The sequence below is a fragment of the Methylomicrobium album BG8 genome, from assembly GCF_000214275.2.
GTDB classification, from domain to species: Bacteria; Pseudomonadota; Gammaproteobacteria; order Methylococcales; family Methylomonadaceae; genus Methylomicrobium; species Methylomicrobium agile.
Genome location: NZ_CM001475.1, coordinates 3,841,630 through 3,863,951, shown reverse-complemented (window position 1 = coordinate 3,863,951; position 22,322 = coordinate 3,841,630). Strand labels below are relative to the sequence as shown.

The 22,322-nt window shown below is 54.8% G+C and carries 21 protein-coding genes; 14 read left to right on the top strand and 7 right to left on the bottom strand.

Translation table 11 applies throughout. The features are described from left to right. Positions 1–26 precede the first annotated feature (26 nt). On the top strand, positions 27–671 hold the full coding sequence (gene dhaL / locus METAL_RS16810; RefSeq protein ID WP_005374223.1) for a dihydroxyacetone kinase subunit DhaL: 645 nt from the start codon (positions 27–29) through the stop codon (positions 669–671). Here dhaL and dhaK read toward each other — a convergent pair. Together dhaK and METAL_RS16800 are read right to left on the bottom strand one after the other, a co-directional pair. Then, positions 654–1,643 carry a dihydroxyacetone kinase subunit DhaK gene (gene dhaK, locus METAL_RS16805; protein WP_005374221.1) on the bottom strand — a complete coding sequence of 330 codons (990 nt, stop codon included), beginning with the start codon at positions 1,641–1,643 and terminating at the stop codon, positions 654–656. The genes dhaL and dhaK overlap by 18 nt on opposite strands. Further along, positions 1,640–2,497, bottom strand: a complete 858-nt coding sequence (locus METAL_RS16800; protein ID WP_005374220.1) for an HAD-IIA family hydrolase — start codon at positions 2,495–2,497, stop codon at positions 1,640–1,642. The genes dhaK and METAL_RS16800 overlap by 4 nt, the downstream gene beginning before the upstream one ends. Positions 2,498–3,288: 791 nt before the next feature. Here METAL_RS16800 and hxlA point away from each other — a divergent pair. The 7 genes from hxlA (at position 3,289) to fbaA (ending at position 11,356) form a co-directional block, all read left to right on the top strand. Beyond that, positions 3,289–3,930 (top strand): 3-hexulose-6-phosphate synthase, encoded by a 642-nt coding sequence (gene hxlA, locus METAL_RS16795; RefSeq protein WP_005374219.1) that lies wholly within the window; start codon positions 3,289–3,291, stop codon positions 3,928–3,930. Between the two features lie 2 nt (positions 3,931–3,932). After that, the gene (hxlB, locus tag METAL_RS16790) at positions 3,933–4,466 is read left to right on the top strand and encodes a 6-phospho-3-hexuloisomerase (RefSeq protein WP_005374218.1); all 534 of its coding nucleotides are present in this window, start codon (positions 3,933–3,935) and stop codon (positions 4,464–4,466) included. A gap of 121 nt (positions 4,467–4,587) precedes the next feature. Further along, positions 4,588–6,582, top strand: a complete 1,995-nt coding sequence (gene tkt, locus METAL_RS16785; protein ID WP_005374217.1) for a transketolase — start codon at positions 4,588–4,590, stop codon at positions 6,580–6,582. Beyond that, positions 6,579–7,412: a hypothetical protein gene (locus METAL_RS20140; protein ID WP_005374216.1), complete on the top strand. Its 834-nt coding sequence runs from the start codon at positions 6,579–6,581 to the stop codon at positions 7,410–7,412. Before tkt ends, METAL_RS20140 begins: the two co-directional genes overlap by 4 nt. A gap of 90 nt (positions 7,413–7,502) precedes the next feature. Continuing rightward, entirely contained in the window at positions 7,503–8,726 is a 1,224-nt protein-coding gene (locus METAL_RS20135) for a hypothetical protein (RefSeq protein WP_157203369.1), read from the top strand. Positions 8,727–9,160: 434 nt separating this feature from the next. Beyond that, positions 9,161–10,168 (top strand): transaldolase, encoded by a 1,008-nt coding sequence (locus METAL_RS16770; protein ID WP_005374209.1) that lies wholly within the window; start codon positions 9,161–9,163, stop codon positions 10,166–10,168. Positions 10,169–10,276: 108 nt separating this feature from the next. Next, positions 10,277–11,356 carry a class II fructose-bisphosphate aldolase gene (gene fbaA / locus METAL_RS16765; protein ID WP_005374202.1) on the top strand — a complete coding sequence of 360 codons (1,080 nt, stop codon included), beginning with the start codon at positions 10,277–10,279 and terminating at the stop codon, positions 11,354–11,356. Positions 11,357–11,433: 77 nt separating this feature from the next. On the opposite strand, the gene METAL_RS16760 is transcribed toward fbaA, so the two are convergent. The 3 genes from METAL_RS16760 to METAL_RS16750 form a co-directional block, all read right to left on the bottom strand. Continuing rightward, a complete protein-coding gene (locus tag METAL_RS16760) occupies positions 11,434–11,817 on the bottom strand; it encodes a 4a-hydroxytetrahydrobiopterin dehydratase (protein ID WP_005374200.1) in 384 nt (127 codons plus the stop codon). Between the two features lie 524 nt (positions 11,818–12,341). Then, on the bottom strand, positions 12,342–12,728 hold the full coding sequence (locus METAL_RS21710) for a hypothetical protein (protein ID WP_245549404.1): 387 nt from the start codon (positions 12,726–12,728) through the stop codon (positions 12,342–12,344). A 940-nt stretch (positions 12,729–13,668) separates the two neighbouring features. Next, entirely contained in the window at positions 13,669–14,181 is a 513-nt protein-coding gene (locus METAL_RS16750) for a hypothetical protein (protein WP_005374195.1), read from the bottom strand. A gap of 305 nt (positions 14,182–14,486) precedes the next feature. Between METAL_RS16750 and METAL_RS16745 the strand changes: the two genes are divergently transcribed. Continuing rightward, the gene (locus METAL_RS16745) at positions 14,487–15,092 is read left to right on the top strand and encodes a peroxiredoxin (RefSeq protein ID WP_005374194.1); all 606 of its coding nucleotides are present in this window, start codon (positions 14,487–14,489) and stop codon (positions 15,090–15,092) included. An 85-nt stretch (positions 15,093–15,177) separates the two neighbouring features. Here the strand turns inward: METAL_RS16745 and METAL_RS16740 are convergent, their stop codons facing one another. Next, positions 15,178–15,480 (bottom strand): hypothetical protein, encoded by a 303-nt coding sequence (locus METAL_RS16740; protein ID WP_005374193.1) that lies wholly within the window; start codon positions 15,478–15,480, stop codon positions 15,178–15,180. 125 nt (positions 15,481–15,605) lie between these two features. Here METAL_RS16740 and METAL_RS16735 point away from each other — a divergent pair, with 125 nt between their 5' ends. The 5 genes from METAL_RS16735 (at position 15,606) to METAL_RS16715 (ending at position 21,461) form a co-directional block, all read left to right on the top strand. Next, complete coding sequence (locus tag METAL_RS16735) at positions 15,606–17,744, top strand: AsmA family protein (RefSeq protein WP_005374192.1); 2,139 nt, start codon at positions 15,606–15,608, stop codon at positions 17,742–17,744. 6 nt (positions 17,745–17,750) lie between these two features. Beyond that, positions 17,751–18,827, top strand: a complete 1,077-nt coding sequence (gene mutY, locus METAL_RS16730; protein ID WP_005374191.1) for an A/G-specific adenine glycosylase — start codon at positions 17,751–17,753, stop codon at positions 18,825–18,827. Continuing rightward, a complete protein-coding gene (locus METAL_RS16725; protein WP_005374190.1) occupies positions 18,811–19,083 on the top strand; it encodes an oxidative damage protection protein in 273 nt (90 codons plus the stop codon). The genes mutY and METAL_RS16725 overlap by 17 nt, the downstream gene beginning before the upstream one ends. Positions 19,084–19,149: 66 nt before the next feature. Then, positions 19,150–19,815, top strand: a complete 666-nt coding sequence (locus METAL_RS16720; RefSeq protein ID WP_005374189.1) for a response regulator — start codon at positions 19,150–19,152, stop codon at positions 19,813–19,815. Beyond that, positions 19,815–21,461 (top strand): ATP-binding protein, encoded by a 1,647-nt coding sequence (locus METAL_RS16715; RefSeq protein WP_005374188.1) that lies wholly within the window; start codon positions 19,815–19,817, stop codon positions 21,459–21,461. Before METAL_RS16720 ends, METAL_RS16715 begins: the two co-directional genes overlap by 1 nt. On the opposite strand, the gene METAL_RS16710 is transcribed toward METAL_RS16715, so the two are convergent. Beyond that, positions 21,436–22,290, bottom strand: a complete 855-nt coding sequence (locus tag METAL_RS16710) for a fumarylacetoacetate hydrolase family protein (RefSeq protein WP_005374187.1) — start codon at positions 22,288–22,290, stop codon at positions 21,436–21,438. The genes METAL_RS16715 and METAL_RS16710 overlap by 26 nt on opposite strands. Positions 22,291–22,322: the final 32 nt, after the last annotated feature.

The window sequence follows — 22,322 nt, the reverse complement described above, 5'->3', positions numbered from 1 at the left end:
GAAAATCTTGTTTCATGGAGGTTAGAATGAATGTCAGTCCCGAAATTTTGCCCCGTCTGATCCAGGCGGTCGCCGATACGATCGAAAAAAATGCCGAGGAAGTGACCCAACTCGACCAAGCGATCGGCGACGGCGATCATGTGGTCAATTTGCAGCGCGGCATCCATGCGCTGCAGGCGCAGAGCGCGGAAATCGCGCAGACGGATTGGGTAGGGGCATTGCAGAAAATCGGGATGACCCTGATGTCGACGGTTGGCGGGGCTTCCGGTTCGCTGTACGGGACCTTGTTCGTGGCGATGAGCAAATCGCTGCGGGACAAACCGGTCGACCGGCAGCGCTTTGCAGACGCATTCGCGCAGGGCGTCGAGTCGGTCAAGCTGCGGGGCAGGGCGGATGCGGGCGAAAAAACGATGCTCGATGTACTGATTCCGGCCGCGCAAAGCCTGCAAAAATCGGCCGCTGCCTCCGAAGGATTGAAGGAGTCGCTGGCCGAGATCGTCAGGACCGCCGAAGCTGGCGTCGAGGCGACCCGCAACATGCTCGCGACCAAAGGCCGGGCTTCTTTTCTCGGCGAGCGTACGCTCGGCCATCTCGACGCGGGCGCGAAAACCGCGCAGTTGATGATTTCGGCGATTGCGGAAGCGCTTGCGTCTTCAGCAGCCCCAACGTAACGCGGCGGTATTGACCGGCGCGTCCCAGAGTCGGATCAGTTCCTCGTCCAGCATTGTCAACGTCAGCGAAGCGCCGGCCATGTCCAGCGAGGTGGTAAAATTGCCGACCAGGGAGCGGGCGATCTTCAGGCCGCGTTTCTCCCAGTGCTGGGCGGCCAGTTGATAAAGCAGATGCAGTTCGATCAGGGGCGTGCCGCCGAAGCCGTTCACATGCAGCAGCACGGACTGGCCGGGTTGCGGATTCAGTTCCTCGTCGATCGCGTGCGCCAACTGTTCGACGATTTCGCTGGCGCTTTGTAACGGAACCGTCTCGCGTCCGCGCTCGCCGTGGATGCCTACGCCCATTTCCATTTCGTTCTCGCCAAGCTCGAAAGTCGGCTTGCCGAGCGCGGGCACCGTGCAGCTGGTCAGTGCGACGCCGATCGAGGCGGTGGCCTCATTGACCCGGTCGCCCAGCGCTTTGCAGGCGGCCAGATCGGCGCCCGCTTCGGCGGCGGCGCCGACCATTTTTTCGACGATCAGCGTGCCAGCCACTCCGCGCCGTCCGATGCTGTGCGTCTTGGGCAGGGACACGTCGTCGTTGACCAATACGGTGGCGTTCGGCGCTTCGAACATTTCGGCCGCGATTTCGAAATTCATCACGTCGCCGGCATAATTCTTCACGATGAAGAGCACGCCGGCGCCTTGGTCGACCGCCTGCGCTGCGGCCAGCATCTGATCCGGCGTCGGCGAGGTGAAGATTTGTCCGGGGCAGACCGCATCGAGCATGCCGAGGCCGACAAAGCCGCTATGCAGCGGTTCGTGGCCGGAGCCGCCGCCGGAAATCAGTACGACTTTACCGGGCTTGGCCGGCTGCAGGCGTTTGATGAAGTGCGGCTGGAGGTTCAGTTCGACGATATCCGCATGGGCTTTCGCAAAGCCTTTCAGGCTGTCTTCGAGCAGGCTGTCGGGGACGTTGATGAATTTTTTCATGAGTGTGGCTCCGGCTGTAGAGTGGCTTGGCGGCGCAAGGCTTCGGTGGCGGCGATGATGTCGGGCATCAGCCAAGTCGGCCGATAATCGGAAGCGCGAAGGTCTTCTTCGCTCGAAATGCCGCTCAGCACCATCAGGCTGCGGATGCCGGTGCGCACCGCACCGAGGATGTCGGTTTCCAGGCGGTCGCCGATCGCAATCGTTTCGGCCGGATCGGAACCCAAAAGTTTCATCGCCTGGCGGTACATGATCGGTTCGGGTTTGCCGATGATCGTCGGCGAGACGCCGGTCGCGGCGGTCAGTGCGGCCAGAATCGCGCCGTTGCCGTGCGTGGTTCCGTACTCGGTCGGCAGCGTCGTGTCGCCGTTGGTGCCGACGAATTTGGCGCCGGCCCGTATGTTTAGCGTCGCAGTCGCCAGCTTGGCCCAGGTCAGGGTCGAGTCCTTGCCGCAGACGACGATGTCCGCGCCTTGCGCATCAGGGGTCTTGGGCGTGGGCAGCTCGTAAAGGCCGGTCAGGGTAAATCCCTGCTCGCGCAACGGCTCCAGGGCGCCGTCTTCGCCGACCACGAACACGCGGGTCGAAGCCGGGTCATGGAGTTCGGCGAGGTGCAGGGCGGTCGCCATGCCGGAGGTGAGTACTTGATTCTTCGAAACGGCGACGCCCATGCCGGCAAGTTTCGTGACATATTGATCCTGCGTCTGGCTGGCGTTGTTGGTCGCCAGGATGAAGCGGATGTCGAGATCGCGCAGAGTTTCGAAAAACGCGCACAATCCGGGCTGGGGAACGGAGCCGTGCCAGAGCACGCCGTCCATGTCGATGATCATCGCGCGGATGTTATTAAAAGGTTCCATTGTTATTTCTCTTCATGAATAACTCGCAGGTGTTCGCGGTGTTGACGATCTGCTGCGCTGCTCCCCTTATGCTGGGGTGTGCCGGAGTAATGGTTAGAATCAAGGATCGTCCGCTCGCCCTATTTTATAATTTTAAGGTGGAGATAGGGTATTCAAGCCGAGCGCAACAGCTTGGCATAAACTTCAGGCGCTTGTCCAGTCCGTTTGCTGGAAGCAAGCCAAGCAGAATGCGGCCATCGTCAACCGGGCCTGGGCAAAACGTTACGAGGCGTTGAAAGATGCTTGCCCGAGGAAAAAAGAAACAAAAGAACTGGTTAGAGATCGTGCAACAGAGCAATCGCACTATGCCGGTTTGGTGCGTGAAATCCCTCTTTCTCCGGGAGAGGGTGGAGTGAGAAGGGAGGGGATTAAAAGGACTTTTTCCTTCTAAAAAATCCTGTTTTTCCTATTTTGTTAGAGGGAAAAGGATGGCGGAATGTAGATAAGCCATTTGAATCCCCTCACTCTAACCCTCTCTCGAAGGGAAAAGAGGGCGAAAAGCCGCTGTTTTTGACATAGCGCGATCGCCCTGGATCGTGCCGGGATTGAGAAGACAACTACAGCAAAGTCGAGTAAAATTGCCAAATTTTAAGGACAAATGATCCACGTACAGGCTGGTTTTCAAACCAGCCCAAAAGGCCGCGGCTGTATTCGGCAAGGATCATTGACATGACTCCCCTTTCTAATTTACAGTAGCGTTCGCATTAACAGGTAACCCACCTATTACAATAACAAACCATTGGAGCAATAACATGGCAAAACCATTAATTCAAATCGCTTTGGACTCTCTGGACTACAACGCAACCATCCAGTTGGCGGAAACCGTCGCGCCTCATGTCGACATTTTCGAAATCGGCACGCCTTGCATCAAACACAACGGTGTCAATCTGGTTAAGGACCTGCGCGCCAGATTCCCGGATAAACTGTTGCTGGTCGACCTGAAAACGATGGACGCCGGCGAATACGAAGCGACCCCTTTCTATGCGGCCGGCGCCGACATCTGCACCGTGCTGGGCGTATCCGGTCTGGCTACCTGCAAAGGCGTTATCAAAGCGGCCAACGCACACGGCGCCGAAGCACAAATCGACCTGATCAACGTTGAAGACAAAGTGGCTTGCGCACGCGCTTGCGCGGAAGCCGGCGCTCACATCATGGGTGTACACACCGGTCTGGACGCACAAGCGGCCGGCCACACTCCGTTCGGCGACCTGAACGACATCGCCAGATTGGGTTTGAACGTTAGAATTTCCGTCGCAGGCGGCATCAAGGCTTCGACCGTTCAAGACGTTGTCAGAGCCGGTGCGAACATCATCGTTGTTGGCGCTGCCATCTACGGCGCTCCATCCCCAGCTGACGCAGCGCGCGAAATCCGCGAATTGGTTGAAGCTGTATAACGATGCATCAGCAACTCATCATAGACAAAATTTCGGGCATTCTGTCGGCGACCGATTCTTCCCACGATCAGCGCCTGACCCGGATGCTTGATAATGCCAAGCGTATATTTGTTTCAGGCGCCGGTCGTTCCAAGCTCGTCGGCAATTTTTTTGCGATGCGGCTGGTGCACGCCGGTTACGATGTCAGTGTTGTGGGCGAGATTGTCACGCCCAGCATCAAAAGCGGCGACCTGTTGATTATCATTTCAGGCTCGGGCGAAACCGAGCAGTTGATAGCCTTCACGAAAAGCGCGAAAAAAGTCGGCGCGGACATTGTGTTGATTTCGGCAAAGAGCAGCTCGACGATAGGCGACATGGCCGATGCGGTTTTCCAAATCGGCCAGGCTGAACAATACGGCAAAGTGGTCGGCATGCCGATGGGTACCGTTTTCGAACTGTCCACCCTGTTTTTTCTGGAAGCCACCATTTCTCATATCATCCATGAGAAGGGTATCCCGGAAGAAGTCATGAGAGAAAGGCACGCTAACCTGGAATAGCGAAAACCAAGAACGGGCGGCCCAGGCTGCCCGTTCTTTTCTCATGCGTTTGGCGACCCAATCAAGTGACGCTGAATAGGCTGATTAACTCAACATCATTATACCAACGAAGGAGAAGACTATGGCTTCGCGCCGTGTTTTAGCTAACGCCATTCGCGCTTTGAGCATGGATGCGGTTCAAAAAGCAAATTCGGGTCATCCCGGCGCCCCGATGGGTATGGCGGATATTGCCGAGGTTTTGTGGAACGATCATATGCGCCACAACCCGGCCAATCCGAAATGGCCAAACCGCGACCGTTTCGTGTTGTCGAACGGCCACGGCTCCATGCTGATTTATTCCCTGCTGCACCTGACCGGTTACGATTTGTCGATCGAAGATCTGAAACAGTTCCGTCAATTGCACTCGAGAACACCAGGCCACCCGGAATACGGCTATGCGCCTGGCGTTGAAACGACGACCGGTCCTTTGGGACAAGGCATCACCAATGCGGTGGGCATGGCGATTGCCGAAAAAGCTCTGGCCGCGCATTTCAATAAGGACGATCATAAAATCGTCGACCACAAGACTTATGTGTTTCTGGGCGACGGCTGCTTGATGGAAGGCATCTCGCATGAAGCTTGCTCGCTGGCGGGCACGCTGGGCCTTGGCAACCTGATCGCGTTCTGGGATGACAACGGCATCTCGATCGACGGCCACGTCGAAGGCTGGTTCACCGACAACACTCCGAAACGTTTCGAAGCCTACGGCTGGCATGTCATTCCGGATGTCGACGGCCATGACGCGGAATCGATCAATAAAGCGATCGAGTTTGCGAAAGCGATGACCGACAAGCCGACGCTGATCTGCTGCAAGACCACGATTGGTTTCGGAGCGCCGAACAAGGCCGGCACTCATGCCTGCCACGGCGCGCCATTGGGTCAGGAAGAAATCAATCTGACCAAAGCGGCTCTGGGCTGGGATCACGACGCGTTCGAAGTGCCTGCGGATGTTTATGCAGGCTGGGATGCAAAGGCGAAAGGCGGTGCTGCGGAGATAGCCTGGCATGAGGCGTTTGCGGCTTACAAAGCGGCGCATCCTGAACTGGCGGTCGATTTCGAACGCCGGATGAACGGCGATCTGCCTGCCAATTGGCAAGCGGATGCGGACAGCTTTGTCGCTGCCGTCAACGCCGAAGCGAAAACTACCGCGACCCGTCTGTCGTCTCTGGCATCGATCGAAGGCTATGCCAAATTGCTGCCGGAAATTTTCGGCGGTTCGGCCGACCTCGGTTGCTCGAACATGACCGAATGGAAGGGTCATAAACCGATGCGCGCGAGCAAGCCGGATGCGAACTATGTGAACTACGGTGTACGCGAATTCGGGATGGCCGCGATCATGAACGGCATTACCCTGCACGGCGGTCTGATCCCGTTTGGCGCAACCTTCCTGATGTTCTCCGAATATGCGCGTAATGCATTGCGGATGGCGGCGTTGATGAAGATCCGTTCGATCTTCGTTTTCACTCATGACTCTATCGGTCTGGGCGAAGACGGTCCGACGCACCAACCGATCGAGCAAACCGCAACTTTGCGGATGATTCCGAGAATGCACGTTTGGCGGCCTTGCGACGCAGTCGAAACAGCCGTTTGCTGGCGTGCAGCGATCGAGCGTAAAGAAGGCCCCTCGACGCTGGTGTTCTCGCGGCAGAACCTGCCGCATATTCCGCGCAGCGAAGAGCAGATCAAATTGATTGCCCGCGGCGGTTATGTGTTGAAAGACTGCGAAGGGCTGCCGGACGCGATCATCATCGCGACGGGTTCCGAGATCGAATTGGCAGTGAAAGCGGCGGAAGAACTCGGCGCGAAAGATAAGAAGATCCGTGTCGTTTCGATGCCGTCCACCAACGTTTTCGATGCGCAGGATGCGGAATACCGTGAATCGGTATTGCCGTCGGCCGTTACCAAGCGGGTTGCCGTCGAAGCCGGCGTAACCGAGTTCTGGTGGAAATATGTCGGCTGCAACGGCAAGATCGTCGGTATCGATCACTTCGGTGAATCGGCGCCGGCCGGACAACTTTTCAAGGAGTTTGGCTTCACTGTTGAAAACGTAGTCAAAAACGTGGAAGCTGTACTTTGATTGAAAAAAGACGGGATGGCCCTGTCATCCCGTCGGTTGACGAGATCTTGGGCGCGGGCGGAGGCATAATCCCTGCGTTCAGGATCCCGATCCACATACTACGACTTATTAGGGTGAACAACGTGAAAATTATAAATATAACGAACGGTGCTTTTGCGGCTTTACTGTTGGCCAGCTCTGTTGCCGGAGCGGATTCTCAATATCCTGCTTCCGATTTTCAGCCGAAGGTGATTTATCAGGATCCCGAATACAAGCATCAGGCGGCATCCGCTCCGGCGGTGTCCAAAGCGGCGGACTCACAATATCCGGCATCTGACTTCCAGCCGAAGGTCGTCTATTCGGACTCTGACTACAAACCTGCTGCAGCCGATGCCGCGCCTGCCGGCAGACCGAGGAATGTAGCTGTCGAAGAAAGCGCGCCTGCTGCGGTAAGCCAGCCGGCAGCTCCGGCAATCGCTGCGGCGGAAGAAGCCAAACCTGCGGTCGAAGCGAAGCCTGCGGCCGAAGCCAAAAAAGAAGAGTCCAACTTCATTTATTTGATCGGTTTGGCAGTACTGGCGTTCGTCGGAGTGGTCTTTTTCAAGAAGCAAGCGCAGCCTGAAGGCCATGCGCCGAATGGTTCGGCGCGTCCGGCTGCAGGCGGTGCGACCGGCGTAGCGAAATATCTGAACCGCAAAGCCGGAACCGGCGTCTCCAGATACCTGGAAAAACAAGTCAAATCCGCTGCCGCAGCCGCTCCATCGACGGGGGTTGAAAGTCAGAAGGCTTCCGAAAGTACGCCATCAAAGCCGGTTTCCCGTGTCGAAAAATATCTGCGCGACCGGGGGTAATGGATGGATCAGGCTTACTTGATCAGCTTGGTCGAGGGATTGTATCCCTTCGGTAAGCGATCCAAAACAGAAACAAGAAAACAGCAATCATTGGCTCACTCCGGTGATGTTTACGAACAATCTTCCGGAGCGGCCGAGAACATGCCGGTCGTTGCGGCCAGTACCGGTGTCGCTCGCTATCTGAGCGCCCGGCCTCCGGAGTCCGGTGTAGCGCGGTATGTGAAAAAAAATAAATCACAGCCGGCTACCGGTGTCGGCAAATACTTGGTGGTGCAGGCGATCAAAGGGCGGGAAGAGGTGCGCGTCACCGGCGTCAGCAAATATCTGGCGCGTTTCGACAGCCATATGCCCGCCAGCGGTGTTGCGAAATATGTCGCGAAACAAATCATCCAGACCCAATATCTGCCGAAGCGTACTACGGTCGGCCGGTACATCACCCGTCAGGAAATTGCCGAAGCGAAACTTGCCGCATTGACCGGCGTTGCGAAATACCAAGCCGAACAGGATTTGCTGCAAAGAAGGCTCGATGCGCAGAAGCTGATCGAGCGCTATCGGGAAGAGGAAGCGCGTATTGCGGCCGAAAAAGCCGCGGCAACGGCGGCTCAACCGGAAGCCGTTGTGGAAGACCCGCAACCTGTAGAGGCTCCGGAAGTACCTACGGAAACCGGCGTCGGACGGTATTTTCAGCAACAGGCCGAAATTGAGAGCCAAAAACCGCCGGTCAGCAAAGTTGCCAAGTACATCGCTCAGCAAGTCGTTCGGGATAGCCTGAAGCCACGCCAGAGCGGCGTCGCCAAATATCTGGCAAAAAGCCGGGTCTATTATAAGCCGAAGCCGGCTGTCAGCGGCGTTGCCAAATATCTGGAAGCGCAGGCGCAGCTTGCAAAAACCAAACCTGTGTTTTCAGGCGTTGCCAAATATCTGATCAGGCAGAGAATATCGATTCCAAGCGCATCGGCTAAAACCAGCGGTGTGACAAGATACCTTTCCAGACAGGCGCCGATCGTCAATGGCAATACCGTCGTATCGCAGCAATCCGTTCCTCAAGAATTTGTGTTGACGGGAGTCGCTAAATACCTGAGCCGTCAGAACACGGCGGACCATGAGGGTCCTGATCCTGTCTTCGTACCGGCCGAGAGATGCTTGGAAGGCGAGTTCATTCCTGCGGCGGAAGCGGTCGAAGATGATGCCGTCACAACTAAAAAAGCGAAGGCTACCCGGGTTTCGAAATATATCAGCGAGCATCAGGCTCCGGCGAAAAAAGCAGGTAAAAAGCCCACGGGCGTTGAAAAGTACCTTCAGCAAACCGCCTGATTCGGCAAGCGGATATTTGAGCTTGTGTTCGTTTGGACCACAGGCTCATGCTTCCGGTCCGCTGGTCACCATGGTCGAAGTTTGGTTCGGGCAAGTGGGAAGCTAGAACTAACTTTTTCAGAGTTTGTCTTTAAAACATATCATCGGGCTTTTACGGCGCGATAAGTCGATAGGGCTATTGCGGTGCATGTCGCTTGGGCTATTCATTATTCCGCCTTCCCGTCAATCGATCTCTGCCATGGAGTCGACTGGTAAAGCGCCGCAACCCCCCTAGATCCTTTCAATATATTGCGTTTGTCTATCTTGTAGATGAATTGGCGCCAAAAACCGCCTTCAGAATTGAATCATTCAGTAGTTTCGTACAAATACGAGTTGTGATAATATTGGGAAGGCATTTGTTTTTTAATTATAATTATTCATTTAAGGTGCACATTATGGCTAAGAACTTATTGGAACAACTCAGGGAAATGACCGTAGTCGTCGCCGACACCGGGGACATTCAGGCGATCGAAACCTTCAAGCCGCGCGATGCGACGACCAATCCTTCGCTGATCACCGCGGCGGCCCAAATGCCTCAATATCAAAGTATCGTCGACGATACTTTGAAAGGTGCGCGCAATACGCTGGGGCGCGGCGCGACCCCGGCTGAAGTGGCTAACTTGGCGTTTGACCGCCTGGCGGTTTCATTCGGATTGAAAATTCTCGAAATCATTCCGGGCCGGGTTTCAACCGAAGTCGATGCGCGTCTGTCCTACGACACTGAAGCGACTATCGCAAAAGGCCGAGAAATCATTGCTCAGTATGAGGCGGCCGGCGTTTCCAAAGAACGCGTACTGATCAAGATCGCTTCAACCTGGGAAGGCATTCAGGCGGCGGCAGTCCTGGAAAAAGAAGGCATTCACTGCAACTTGACGTTGCTGTTCGGCCTGCATCAGGCGATTGCCTGTGCCGAAAACGGCATCACGCTGATTTCTCCGTTCGTCGGACGCATCCTCGACTGGTATAAGAAAGATACCGGCCGCGATTCTTATGCGCCGGCAGAAGACCCGGGTGTCGTTTCCGTGACCTCGGTCTATAATTATTACAAGAAATTCGGCTACAAGACCGAAGTTATGGGCGCGAGCTTCCGTAACATTGGTGAGATTACCGAACTGGCGGGTTGTGATCTGTTGACCATCGCGCCGTCTTTATTGGCCGAGCTGCAATCGACCGAAGGCGAGCTGCCGCGCAAGCTGGATCCTGCGAAATCCGTCGGCATGGCGATCGAAAAAATTACGATGGACCGCGCGACATTCGACCGCATGCATGAAGAAAACCGCATGGCGACAGACAAGCTGTCCGAAGGCATCATCGGTTTTGAAAAAGCTCTGGAATCTCTGGAAGAGCTGTTGGCCAAGCGTCTGGCCGAGTTGGAAAATCAACCGGAAGCCGTCGAAGCGTAAGTCGCTGAAGTTCCCGGCATCGGCAAGTCCGGTGCCGGTTTCTTTTGTCCGATAAAAATGTGGCAGGATGCTTTTGCACCTCAGCTTAACCATTGTTAACAATTCATTATGTCGAAAAAAATTTTAGATGTAGTTAAACCCGGCGTTGTGACCGGAGAAGATGTGCAGAGAGTGTTTGCGATCTGCAAAGAAAATAACATGGCGCTGCCGGCAGTCAATGTGATCAATACCGATTCGATCAATGCCGTGCTGGAAGGCGCGGCGAAAGCCAAATCAGTGGTAATCATCCAGTTCTCGAACGGCGGCGCATCTTTCGTGGCCGGCAAAGGTCTGAAGCTGGAAGGCCAGAAAACCGCGATTCTGGGCGCCATTTCCGGTGCCCAGCACGTGCATCTGATGGCCGAATATTACGGTGTGCCGGTTATTCTGCACACCGACCATGCGGCAAAAAAACTGCTGCCGTGGATTGACGGACTGCTGGATGCCGGCGAGAAACGTTTCGCGGAAACCGGAAAGCCTCTGTTCAGCTCGCACATGCTGGACCTTTCCGAAGAAAGCCTGAAAGAAAACATCGAGATTTGCGGCGAATACCTGAAGCGCATGTCCAAAATGGATATGACGCTGGAAATCGAGCTGGGCGTAACCGGCGGCGAGGAAGATGGCGTGGATAATTCCGACGTGGATCATTCCCAGCTTTATACGCAGCCCGAAGACGTGGCTTATGCCTATGAGCATCTGAGCAAGATCAGTCCCCGCTTCACTATCGCGGCTTCGTTCGGCAACGTACACGGCGTTTACAAGCCGGGTAACGTCAAACTGACTCCGAAAATTTTGGACAATTCGCAAAAATATGTGTCGGAGAAATTCGGCTTGCCGGCCAAAACCCTGAATTTCGTTTTCCACGGCGGTTCGGGCTCTACTCCGGAAGAAATTGCGGAATCGATCAGCTACGGCGTCGTGAAGATGAACATCGATACCGACACCCAATGGGCAACATGGGAGGCCATCATGAATTTCTACAAGAAAAATGAAGGTTACCTGCAAGGCCAGATCGGCAACCCCGAAGGCGACGACAAGCCAAACAAGAAATACTACGATCCGCGTGTGTGGCAGCGGGAAGGCGAGCTCGGCATGGTCAGTCGCCTGCAGCAGGCCTTCATGGATCTGAATTCGGTTAACTCGCTGTAACGGGTTCCGGAAGTTACAGGCTTGCGGCGCGCCGCAAGCCTGTAGCGTATCCTTCCAAAAAGCGCGGCTCGCGCCGATCAGTCGTATTTAATGTATTTGAAGCGGGGATCGTCCGGTGTTCCTTCCAAAGCGCCGCCTTCCTTGCCCGGCTGCCACATCACCACTTCTTCTATCTTGTGTGCCAGCTCAAAGTCTTTATTCGTAATGCCTTTGGCGGCATGATTCATCAACTTGACGATCACGAAAGCATAGGAAACGGTCAAATCAGGGTGATGAAAAGCGGCTTCCGCCAGATGGCCGACCGTGTTGACTACCATCAGCGTGCCTTTCCAGCCGCTGGTTTTGTATTTGCGGCGTATCCAGCCATTTTCGAGATACCAATGCGGCAATTCTTCCTTCAGCCGCTCTTCCACTTCGTTATCTGAATAAGTTTCTTCGTGTTTGCGTTCGCGCCAGCCCATGATCAACCTCCTGCCTACTGGATGACAGGAGGATTGTAAACCATTTGCCATCTCTACCGGAGAATTATATTGGACGCTGGTGGTCGGGAATGTCGGGGGAGTTCGGCAAAGATGCGTTATCGGTAGGCAAACGATTGATTCATATGAAATATGAATTGCCGACGGTGAAAAAGAAGAATTACGTGAAACTTTTCACAAAAATCATTGTTTAGTAAATACAAGAGACTTAGAGCTTGTCGCCACAGAAATTTACAGCGTACAACGCAAAACATTATGTTGAAATTATCCGATAGAAGGACATGGTCATGTTCAAGAAATCAATGGTAGTCATCAATTTGTTAGGCAGCCTCAGCGTATTTACCGTAATGTGTATATCGAAAGGCTTGCACAAATCGAAAAAAATGCAGAGGGAGCCGTCCGTCGGGAATCGCTCGGTGAGACAGTAGCGGATTAATGACCCGTGTCGCGTTAACGTTCCGCAGTAAATGGCCGAAAAAGTCGACGGATTGGTTTTTCGGCAGTGTTCACTGAGTGAAACGGCTCATATCGCAGCCTTTCTGATAAAAAGTGAGCGAAGGAGGAAAGGGCGTAACCTCGATCGTTAACGTCGTCTCGCGAATAAAAGCCGAGAGGGGACCGGCTGCAGCTTTATGGAAGTTTTTTGTTAATTGTTCGGTCAGTTTTTCCTGCATCACGTCATCGTCCAGGGAAAACGGGTCGTCCGTCAAATTGGTCTGATCGATCGCCTGTTGCAAAATGTCGGTAGAGAGATTTTGTATTTTGGTTTCAAAATCTTGGAAAATTTCTTTCGGCTTTTCCTGCTTAATGCGGTCGATGTCGTGCGGGTCCGCATAAACCAAGAATGAACCACTGGCTCCCTGCAGCTCGTTTTTGCAGATCCCGCCGTCCATGATTCTGACTAAATTCAGCGATTTACCGTCTTTGATAATCGTCAATGGAGGGTCGATGTAAGGATTATAATCGGGCGGCAGTTCCTCTTGCCGAACCTGCGGTTTAGGTTCGGTTGCTTTGGCGGCGGTATCCGGCTGCGGGGTAGGTTGGGTCGCGCATGCGCTCAACAGCGAAACAACGATAGCGGTAAAGAGTTTTGCCGGGGTATTCATATTGGCTGAAAAAGTAAAATGGATGGCGAAACTTTGACAAAGCCGCCGCGAAGATTTGCGTATTATAATATGAATCTGTTACGGATAAAGTTCGGTTGAGGCGTATTGAAACCGTCTCGAATGCCGAAACACCCTATACAAATCGAATGAGATCGGATTCGGACGTTCGGCCGGGCTTGTTTTTCGGTTTTTCCCGAAACAAGACCGGTAAAGAATCATTCTGTAAACGAGCGGTTAAAGGATATGCTTCGTCAAGCTCGGTCTATGAGGCGAATACGCGAAGGCCATTTTCGGTGCACGATAGATAATGTCAGTCCTCCGGCCTCTATCCCTGCATCCAGCAAAAAACGAACGAATTGATGGCGCATAGCTAACCTTGGGTAATGAGACGGGCATTGTGTGCGCTGGTACCTGAATTGTTACGGATATGACGAGAACCGTGAAAAACGGCTGGCCGGAGGGGCGCAAGGAAGATGCGAGAGCGGGCATCCAGCCCGCCGATACTTGGCAGGAGCCGGTTCGAAGAGATGTAACGCGGCGGAATCAATCAGTAAGCGTTCGATCAGAGATTGGACGGAGAGCCAGAATTCGGGCATGAAGCTCCTATCTGCTCGGAAGAAGCCTTCCGCCTGCGGCTTCTTCGGGGTTGGATAAGGGGTTGCGATGGTAGCCGACCGGAAGTTTGGGCGGCGAAATTGATCCGGCGCAACCCGCTGGGAGATCGGCTTTAGGCTACAACGCGCAGCGATTCTTCCTCGTAGAGTCGTTTTTTCTTCCAGCCCGCAAATTTGCTTTCGTCGAATTCCAGATCGTTATCAATCGCGTATTCGTAGCAGCTTCTGAATAGGCGGGCGGTACGGAAAGCGTGCAGTTCGTCGTCCGCGGTAATTTTCGCAATATTGCCGACCTGGAAGGTCTTATTTTTCGATTTGCCGTTGTGAACCCAGAATACGGTATAGCACAGGTAGCTTTTATCCTTACGATGATCGTATTTGATCGTCTTCGAGACGCCGGTGACACCGGTTGTGGTTTTATTCTTCGGCGGCTTTAAAAAACGGGTCTTGCTGCCTTTCAGCACGACCAACATCTGATCGCGCCAGAGAATGGCGGCCTGCAAGGACTTGGCTTTGTTTCCCCATAATTTATGGGAAAAATACCGGCTGCTTTCTTTGCCGCGGCGGACAATACGTACTTGATAACCGAATACGTCCGGTTCGGTAATGTGTTTATTTTTTGCCATGGAAGTGACCCCTCACAAAAACGACATCAGTCTAATAGCGGTAAAGCTAGGTTGCCTATAAACGTAGCGGCTTCAGTTTTAATAATTGAAAGAGTACAGCCGCTATATTTGTAATCCAATGATTACAAATTATGCCTAAAGTTCTGACAAATGCAAGAAAAAAATGACAAATTTATGAAGGCCTTAAGATTCGAAAAAATAATTAATTCCGACCGTTTTGGTGTAGAATGCAGGGATTCCACGCTAGCGTGGCTGAACTTGATATGGTAACTCTTTGCTTTTCATAACTATTTGGAGAAAAAACGATGAGCGTTCTAGTTGGTAAACAAGCACCGGATTTCACCGTTCCCGCCGTGTTAGGCGATGGTCAAATCGTTGATTCCTTCAACTTTTCCGAAGCTACTCGCGGCAAGTATGCCGTTATCGTCTTCTATCCCCTGGATTTTACGTTCGTTTGCCCCAGCGAATTGATCGCGCTAGATCACCGCATCGACGAATTCAAAAGCCGTAATGTGGAAGTGATTGCCGTTTCCATCGACTCGCATTTTACTCATAATGCCTGGCGCAATACGCCGGTCGGCAAAGGCGGCATCGGTCCGGTCCGTTACACGATGGCGGCCGATATCGCTCACAATATCTGCAAAGATTATGATGTCGAAGCGGAAGGAGTTGGTGTGGCTTACCGCGGTTCCTTCCTGATCGACAAAAACGGCGTCGTGCGTCATCAAGTGGTCAACGATTTGCCGCTGGGCCGCAACATGGACGAATTGATCCGTATGGTCGATGCGCTGCAATTCCACGAAGAGCATGGCGAAGTTTGCCCGGCCGGCTGGAACAAAGGCGATACCGGTATGAATGCAAGCCCTGCAGGGGTTGCGGAATATCTGGAAAAAAATTCCGAAAAGTTATAATAACTTTTGAAGGGCTGTCATAAAGGCAGTTGTTTTCGGGCGCATTGCATCGCTGTAATGCGCCCTTGGCGGACGGGCCGCAGGATCAGTTATCGTTGCCCTGCGCCGATTCTTTCGAGGCATTCGCGATCAGCTTCTTGCGAACGAAAATGCTTACGATGATGCCGGCGATGGCCGGAATCTGAGTTACCAGAAAAAGTGAGGTCGGGCTTTTGGTCAGCATGTCGCCGAGCGGGTGCAGCACCGACAGTTTGACCAGCCACCAAGTCAGCCAGTAGCCGACCAATCCTATTACAGCCCATTGCACCGTCGGCTGCCCTCTTTCTTTCGCGGTTAAATAAAACCAGACCAGAATTGCCACGCCGGCGAATTTTGCGAGGTATAACATCGTCTCACCTTTTTGAGTTGTTATTTTGCTAGGCTGCGGCCGGTCGGTCCGGAACGCAGCGATCAGGCGCTAATCATATTCCATATTCGGCCTTTACGGCATCATTTTATCGCAAGGTGAGAATTATGAGGGAAACGCAGAAAGTGTTTGCCGTGATTTTGGGCATATTGGCGTTATTGCTCGCGATCGCGGTCCTGCCGTTTATTGTCGATTCGAATCAGTTCAAGCCTCTGATAGCCGAGGCGGTGAGGGAAAAAACCGGACGCGAAGTCGAATTTGGCGGCGATTTACAGTTGTCGGTTTTTCCTTCGCCGGGGTTGTCGATCGAGGGAGTCCGGATCAAAAACGGTCAGGCGTTTCCGGAAACGGATTTTCTGAGCATCGAGCGGGGAGAAGCTCGGGTCAAATTGTTGCCGCTGCTATTGCAAAAGCGGGTTGAAATCGACCGTGTCGGCCTGCAAGGTTTACGGCTGCATCTGATCCGTACCGAGGCGGGCCTCAATAATTGGAGTCTTGAAGAGCCCAAAAACGGCGCGAATGCAGCCGTTCCTTCTCCCGGCATGGCTCCTCCGGCGGCGACAGCGCCGTCTCAAAAGGACGCGGGGCTGCGGCTCTTTACGATCGGCGGCGCCTCGATGAAAGATTCGAAAATTGTCTGGGACGATCGGCAGGCCGGCAGACGGATGGAGATCGACGGGATCAATCTGGATGTCGGGGCTTTCAACTGGGATCAATTTACCGAGGTGGCGCTGAATTTCTCGATCTTGGAACCGGAATCCGGCTATCGGAACCGGATCGCTTTGCACAGCCGCGCGATGCTCAGGCAGAATCCGGCTGCCGTGAATCTCGCCGGCGCCGAGTTGATCTTGACTCGGGAGGCGAAGGCTCGGCCGGGTAAAACGCTGGCGGCCAGGTTGACCGCGCCGGAAATTATTTTCGAAAAAGACGCGCAAAAACTCCAGGCTCCCAAACTGCATGTCGAGTCGAATGGCGTGTCCGTCGAATCCAGCCTGAGCGGCGCCAATCTATGGAGCGATCCCGACATCCAGGCCGGCATAGAAGTGGCGGAGTTCAACCCGCGCGAAGTGTTGCGGCGCTTCGACATCGCGGTGCCGAAATTTCAGGATGCGCGTGCGTTTACGCGCTTGCAGGCCGGCTTCAACCTGCGCGCAGCGAAAGATACGCTGGCTATCGATGCGTTTCGCTGCCGCCTGGACGATACGCTGCTGCAAGGCGAGGCGCATCTCGAAGGCTGGAAGGCGCCGTCGATCCGTTTTAATTTGACCGGCGATACGCTCGATGTCGGGCGCTATCTGCCGCCGGATGCGAAAAAAAACAAGCTGGTCAGCCCGTCCGCGGCGATTGCAGCGGCGCTTGCGAAGCTGCCGGCGGAGCGGCTGAGGAAACTCAATGCGCAAGGCGAGCTGCATTTGCAGCACCTGAAAGTGAACGATATTGCCGCCGACGTCCTGCATTTGCAGTTGAATGCGCGGGAAGGGAGCGTCCAAACCCGGCAAGGCATCGGCCGATTTTATGGGGGCCGCTATTCGGGCGGCGTCGATCTCGATGCAAAAGGCGGCGATACGGCGGTGGCCTTGACTGAAAAGATCGATCAAGCCGATATTGAAGCCATTCTTAAGCTTATCGGGAGTAAAATCGGTATGAGCGGTGTGCTGACCGGTTCGGCGGCTTTGCAGGGGCGAGGAAAGGATTTGAAACAGATCAGACAGGGACTGAAAGGGAAGCTGGCCTTCGGGCTCAAGGATGGCGCGATCAGCGATGTGAAATTCCTGAAAATCATCAATCAGGGCATCGGTTTGCTCAATCAGGCGCCGCTGCCGGCAGGCTACGGCGGCGGATTGAAGTTTTCCGAGATATCGGGCTCGGGCTCGCTGGCCGACAGCATCCTGCGGAGCGACGATCTGCTGGTTAAGGCGCCCTTGTTCCGGATGACCGGCAGCGGTTTTACGAATGTCGATACCGGGCTGGCGGATTACCGTTTCGTCACGCACCTCGTCAAGGCGCAGGCGACGACGGCGACGGAACCGGAAAAATTCCACAGCACGCCGATCGTGGTGAATATGTCCGGAACGCTGGAAGACCCCCGCTATCGGCTGGATATGAAAGCCTTGCTCACCGAGAAGAACAAGGCCAAAATCGAGAAATTCCTCGACAAAAACACGGATAAGATAGACAAATTGAAAAATAAACTGGATAAGAAGCTAGGCCCCGGTGTCGGCGATTTACTGGACCGATTGTTCTAGTTGCAGATGATCCGCGTGAACGATTCGACGTTTAACGAGCGCGTGCTTGCCTGGTTCGATCGGCATGGCCGCAAAGATCTGCCCTGGCAGCAGGACAAATCGCCCTATCGGGTGTGGATTTCCGAGACGATGCTCCAGCAGACTCAGGTGGCTACCGTCATTCCCTATTTCAATGCGTTCGTGGACCGATTCCCGAGCGTCGAAGCGCTGGCGAATGCGAGCATTGACGAGGTATTACGCCATTGGTCCGGCTTGGGCTACTATGCGCGGGCCCGCAATCTGCATAAGGCGGCGCTGATTATCGCCGGGCAGGGGAGCTTTCCCGATACGCTGGAAGAACTTCAGCAATTGCCCGGAATCGGCCTGTCGACCGCCGGCGCGATCATGAGCATCGCCTACGGCCGCAGCCATCCGATTCTGGACGGCAATGTCCGGCGGGTGCTGGCCCGTTACCGGGCCGTACCGGGCTGGCCCGGCGAAGCGAAAGTGAACCGGCGCTTATGGGAGCTCAGCCGGGCATTGACTCCCGAACAGCGGGCGGCGGATTATACGCAAGCGATCATGGATCTGGGTGCGACGGTCTGTACGCGCAGCCGCCCTTCCTGCGGCGCGTGTCCTGTCAATGCAGACTGTCTGGCGTTCGGGACAGGACGGGTGAACGATTTTCCAGCGCCCAAACCGGCCAAGGCTTTGCCGGTCAAACAGCGGACTTTTTTGTTGCTCACCGATAGGCACCGGCAGGTTTTTCTCGAAAAACGCCCGCCGGCCGGAATTTGGGGCGGGTTGTGGTGTCTACCCGAGTTCGAGAATCCCGATCAGGCCCTAGGCTGGTGCCTGGATCGCCATATACCGGTCGTCGGGCGGTATGCGATGGACAGGCGGCGTCATACCTTTTCGCATTTTCACCTGGATTTTACGCCGCTGGTGATTCTGACCGACGGCATCACCGGCGGTGTCGGCGAAACCGGATCGCCGATCTGGCATCCGCTTGAAGCGATTGCCAGGCTGGGTCTGCCCGCACCGATCAACCTATTGTTGAAACAATATCAAAACCACGAGGACAAACATGGCAAGACTGATTAAATGCGCAAAATTGGGAATGGAACTGGAGGGCTTCGACGAGCCGCCGTTTCCGGGTCCCAAAGGGCAGGAGATCTATGAAAATATATCGAAACAGGCGTGGCAGCAATGGATCGCCAAGCAGACGATGCTGATCAACGAATACCGTCTGGCGAGCTACGACCCGAAAGCCAAGGCTTTTTTGGCGCAGGAGCGGGACAAGTTTTTGTTCGAAGGCAACAACGAGATGCCGGAAGGTTATGTGCCGCCGCAGCCGTAAGCCGGCGGGTTGGCGAGCCAGCAATTAAGATGGCGCGCTTTATATACAATGAGATAGAGAAATTGCATGAGACTTTTGTTAGTTGAGGATGACGAGATCCTCGGAGAAGGACTGGCGACCGGCCTGAAAATGGAAGGCTATGCGGTCGACTGGTTCACTACCGGCAAGCTTGCCGAAGAAGCGCTGAAAAATAACCTTTACGAGTTGATCGTGCTGGATTTGGGGTTGCCGGACATGGACGGCATGGACCTGTTGCGCGATCTGCGCAGCCGCAAGGACGAGACGCCGGTGATGGTATTGACCGCCCGCGACACGATTCCCGATAGAGTGTCGGGACTCGACAGCGGCGCGGACGACTTCGTGATCAAACCGTTCGACCTGACCGAAGTCTGCGCCCGCTTGCGCGCGCTGGCCAGACGGCACGAAGGCCGCAGTACGCCGACCATCGAGCATAAAGGGCTGGTGCTGGATCCTGCCGCCCACATCGTGACTTATAACAATGAAAGAGTCGACCTTTCGCAAAAAGAATTCGAAATCCTGAGTTTTCTGATGGGCAACATCGGCCGCGTCGTTTCCCGGGCGCGCCTCGAAGAAAGTTTGTATTCATGGGATTCCGACATCGAAAGCAATACGGTCGAAGTGCATATTCATTATCTCCGGAAGAAACTCGATCCCTCCTTGATTCGGACGGTCAGGGGGGTTGGCTACATTATCGACGCCGAAGAAGGCTGATGAACTATTCCCTACGGCAACTCCTGCTGGTATCGTTGCTGTCGGCGACGATGGTAGTCTGGGGCGTTACCGCCTACTCGAGCTATAAAGCGACCCGCGACGAGGTTGCCAAACTGTTCGATGCGGAGCTGGTCCAGTCGGGTAAAGTCCTGCTGGCTTTTGTGGACAGCCTGCTGCTGGACGGTTCATTGCCCGATTACTGGAAGCAGGGACGGCTGGAGCGGGGAGGGGAAAAGAGCCCTTTTACCGAAACGTATAAAAGAAAACTGGCCTATCAGCTCTGGTCCGAAGAAAAGGGCGTGCTGTTGGGCTCCGGCAAAAAGCCGGACTTGCTGGAAGACGGCCTGAAAGAAGCCGAACAGGATGAAATGGTATGGCATGTTTTCAACGATTCTCTGAAAGACGGTGCGCTTCGCCTGAAATACGAAAGAAAAGTCGCCTTTCAGTTGTGGTCCAAAGATAAGGGGCTCCTGCTGCGCTCCGAGAGCGCGCCCCAGATTCCGCTTACCGTCGCCAAACAGGGGTTCAGCGAAGTGCAAAGCGAGGGTAGCCTGTGGCATGTCTTCAGCGTGTCGAACAAGACGGGCGATTATGTGATCCATGTCGGCCAGCAGGAGGCGATCCGCCAGCAATTGACCGACGAAATCTCCGAACAGTTGGTTATCCAATTTCTGGTCGGAATGCCCGTGCTGGCGCTGGTGGTATGGTTTATCATCGGCAATGCGCTGGCGCCGATGAACCAATTGCAAAAAGCGCTGGCGCAGCGCGAAATCAGCTACCTCAAGCCCTTGTCGGTCGACAACCTGCCGAACGAACTGGTGCCGATGGTGAATGCGCTGAATAGTCTCTTCGCTCAGCTTGAGCGAGCCTTCGAGCATGAGCGCCGCTTTACCGCCGACGCTTCGCACGAACTGAGAACGCCGCTGGCGGGGCTCCTGACGCAGGTGCAGGTGGCGCTGAAAACGCAGGACGAGCAGATCCAGCGCCAGGCTTTGAAAAGGATAGAGCAGGCGGTCAACCGGATGAGCTATATGGTCAAGCAGTTGCTGACCTTCTCGCGGATCGATTCCGGTCCCGAATTCCTCGAAAAAACCGGCGTGAAACTGGCTTCCGAGGTTATCCAGGTGATCACGGACCTGGAACACGACGCCTACAGAAAATCGATCGACGTCGAGTTCATCGAGAAATCTTCCGCCGAAATCATCGGCAATCCGCCCTTGATCAATATCCTAATCCGCAATATCGTCGACAATGCGATCAAATATACGCCCGAATACGGCAGCATCCGGATTTATCTGACCGATAAGGAAAAGCATGTGGAATTGCGCGTCGAGGATTCGGGGCCGGGCATCAAGCCGGACGCCTACGAAAAGTCGCTCAAGCGTTTCCACCGCTTGGCCGAGACCGCCAGCGTCGCGCAGGGTACCGGGCTCGGCTTCTCGATCGCGCAGCGGATCGTCGCGATTCACGGCGCCGAATTCAGCCTCGGCGTGTCGGAACTGGACGGTTTGAAGGTGACGGTACTGTTCCCTTATCCGCGAAGAAAAGCTGATAAATCGGCAGCCCACAAACCGGGCGGCTCGGCGCCTGCGGGCGCACCGTCCAGCAAGAAAAGAAACTTCACGGCTCCATCACGACCGGGTTGACCAGCGTCCCGATTCCTTCGATTTCGATTCTGACCGTTTGCCCCGGCTTCAAATAACCGCGCGGGTACATTTTGACGCCGACGCCGGCCGGCGTGCCGGTACTGATCACGTCGCCCGGCTCCAGCGTCATCGCCTCGGACAGATAGGCGACCATTTCATAACAGTTGAACAGCATCTCGCCGGTATTCGCGTTTTGCCGCAACTCTTCGTCGACCCGGGTTTTCAGCTCCAGGTTGTGGGGATCGGGGATTTCGTCCGCAGTGACGATCCACGGACCCAAAGGCCCCGCCGTATCGAACGACTTGCCGATCATCATCGTCGGCGAGCGCGCCTGCCAATCGCGCACCGACACGTCGTTCGCGATCGTGAATCCCGCAATCACTTCGCGGGCTTTTTCGACCGGCACATGGCGGCAGCGCCGGCCGATCACGAACGCCAGCTCGCCTTCGTAATCGAGCTTGTCCGATACTCGCGGGCGCTGAATCGCCGCTCCGGTTCCAATCACGCAGGTGCTTTGCTTAGTGAAGAAGCTCGGATATTCGGGCCGGTCCTTGCCGGTTTCGGCGATATGGTCCGCATAATTCAGGCTGATCGCGAGATATTTGCCGGGCCTTGGCACCGGCGCTTCGAGCTTGACGTCCCGGAGCGGGATACGGTGGCTGCCGCTGTCGATCAGCGCCTGCATTGCCGCGAGTGCTTCGCTGCCCAAGGCCAGAAAATCGAGCATTCGCGGCGGAATGGCGGAACTGCCGAGGCTGTCGACGACGGTATCGTCAACGACGGCGCCGACGCGGGTGGATTGAGCGTGCGTAAAGGTAACCAGTTTCATCGTGGAAATTTTCCATCACATTGCAAACGGTC

Bases quoted from the DNA above. Each gene is read 5' to 3' on its own strand.
- METAL_RS16725 (WP_005374190.1), top strand. From the start codon at position 18,811: ATGGCAAGACTGATTAAATGCGCAAAATTGGGAATGGAACTGGAGGGC.
- METAL_RS16735 (WP_005374192.1), top strand. From the start codon at position 15,606: ATGAGGGAAACGCAGAAAGTGTTTGCCGTGATTTTGGGCATATTGGCG.
- METAL_RS16760 (WP_005374200.1), bottom strand. From the start codon at position 11,817: ATGGGCTGGCGCGAACGCAAACACGAAGAAACTTATTCAGATAACGAA.
- METAL_RS21710 (WP_245549404.1), bottom strand. From the start codon at position 12,728: ATGGACGGCGGGATCTGCAAAAACGAGCTGCAGGGAGCCAGTGGTTCA.
- dhaL (WP_005374223.1), top strand. From the start codon at position 27: ATGAATGTCAGTCCCGAAATTTTGCCCCGTCTGATCCAGGCGGTCGCC.
- mutY (WP_005374191.1), top strand. From the start codon at position 17,751: ATGATCCGCGTGAACGATTCGACGTTTAACGAGCGCGTGCTTGCCTGG.
- METAL_RS16745 (WP_005374194.1), top strand. From the start codon at position 14,487: ATGAGCGTTCTAGTTGGTAAACAAGCACCGGATTTCACCGTTCCCGCC.
- METAL_RS16800 (WP_005374220.1), bottom strand. From the start codon at position 2,497: ATGGAACCTTTTAATAACATCCGCGCGATGATCATCGACATGGACGGC.
- hxlA (WP_005374219.1), top strand. From the start codon at position 3,289: ATGGCAAAACCATTAATTCAAATCGCTTTGGACTCTCTGGACTACAAC.
- METAL_RS16740 (WP_005374193.1), bottom strand. From the start codon at position 15,480: ATGTTATACCTCGCAAAATTCGCCGGCGTGGCAATTCTGGTCTGGTTT.
- METAL_RS16720 (WP_005374189.1), top strand. From the start codon at position 19,150: ATGAGACTTTTGTTAGTTGAGGATGACGAGATCCTCGGAGAAGGACTG.
- METAL_RS16750 (WP_005374195.1), bottom strand. From the start codon at position 14,181: ATGGCAAAAAATAAACACATTACCGAACCGGACGTATTCGGTTATCAA.
- METAL_RS16715 (WP_005374188.1), top strand. From the start codon at position 19,815: ATGAACTATTCCCTACGGCAACTCCTGCTGGTATCGTTGCTGTCGGCG.
- fbaA (WP_005374202.1), top strand. From the start codon at position 10,277: ATGTCGAAAAAAATTTTAGATGTAGTTAAACCCGGCGTTGTGACCGGA.
- METAL_RS16710 (WP_005374187.1), bottom strand. From the start codon at position 22,290: ATGAAACTGGTTACCTTTACGCACGCTCAATCCACCCGCGTCGGCGCC.
- dhaK (WP_005374221.1), bottom strand. From the start codon at position 1,643: ATGAAAAAATTCATCAACGTCCCCGACAGCCTGCTCGAAGACAGCCTG.
- METAL_RS16770 (WP_005374209.1), top strand. From the start codon at position 9,161: ATGGCTAAGAACTTATTGGAACAACTCAGGGAAATGACCGTAGTCGTC.
- hxlB (WP_005374218.1), top strand. From the start codon at position 3,933: ATGCATCAGCAACTCATCATAGACAAAATTTCGGGCATTCTGTCGGCG.
- tkt (WP_005374217.1), top strand. From the start codon at position 4,588: ATGGCTTCGCGCCGTGTTTTAGCTAACGCCATTCGCGCTTTGAGCATG.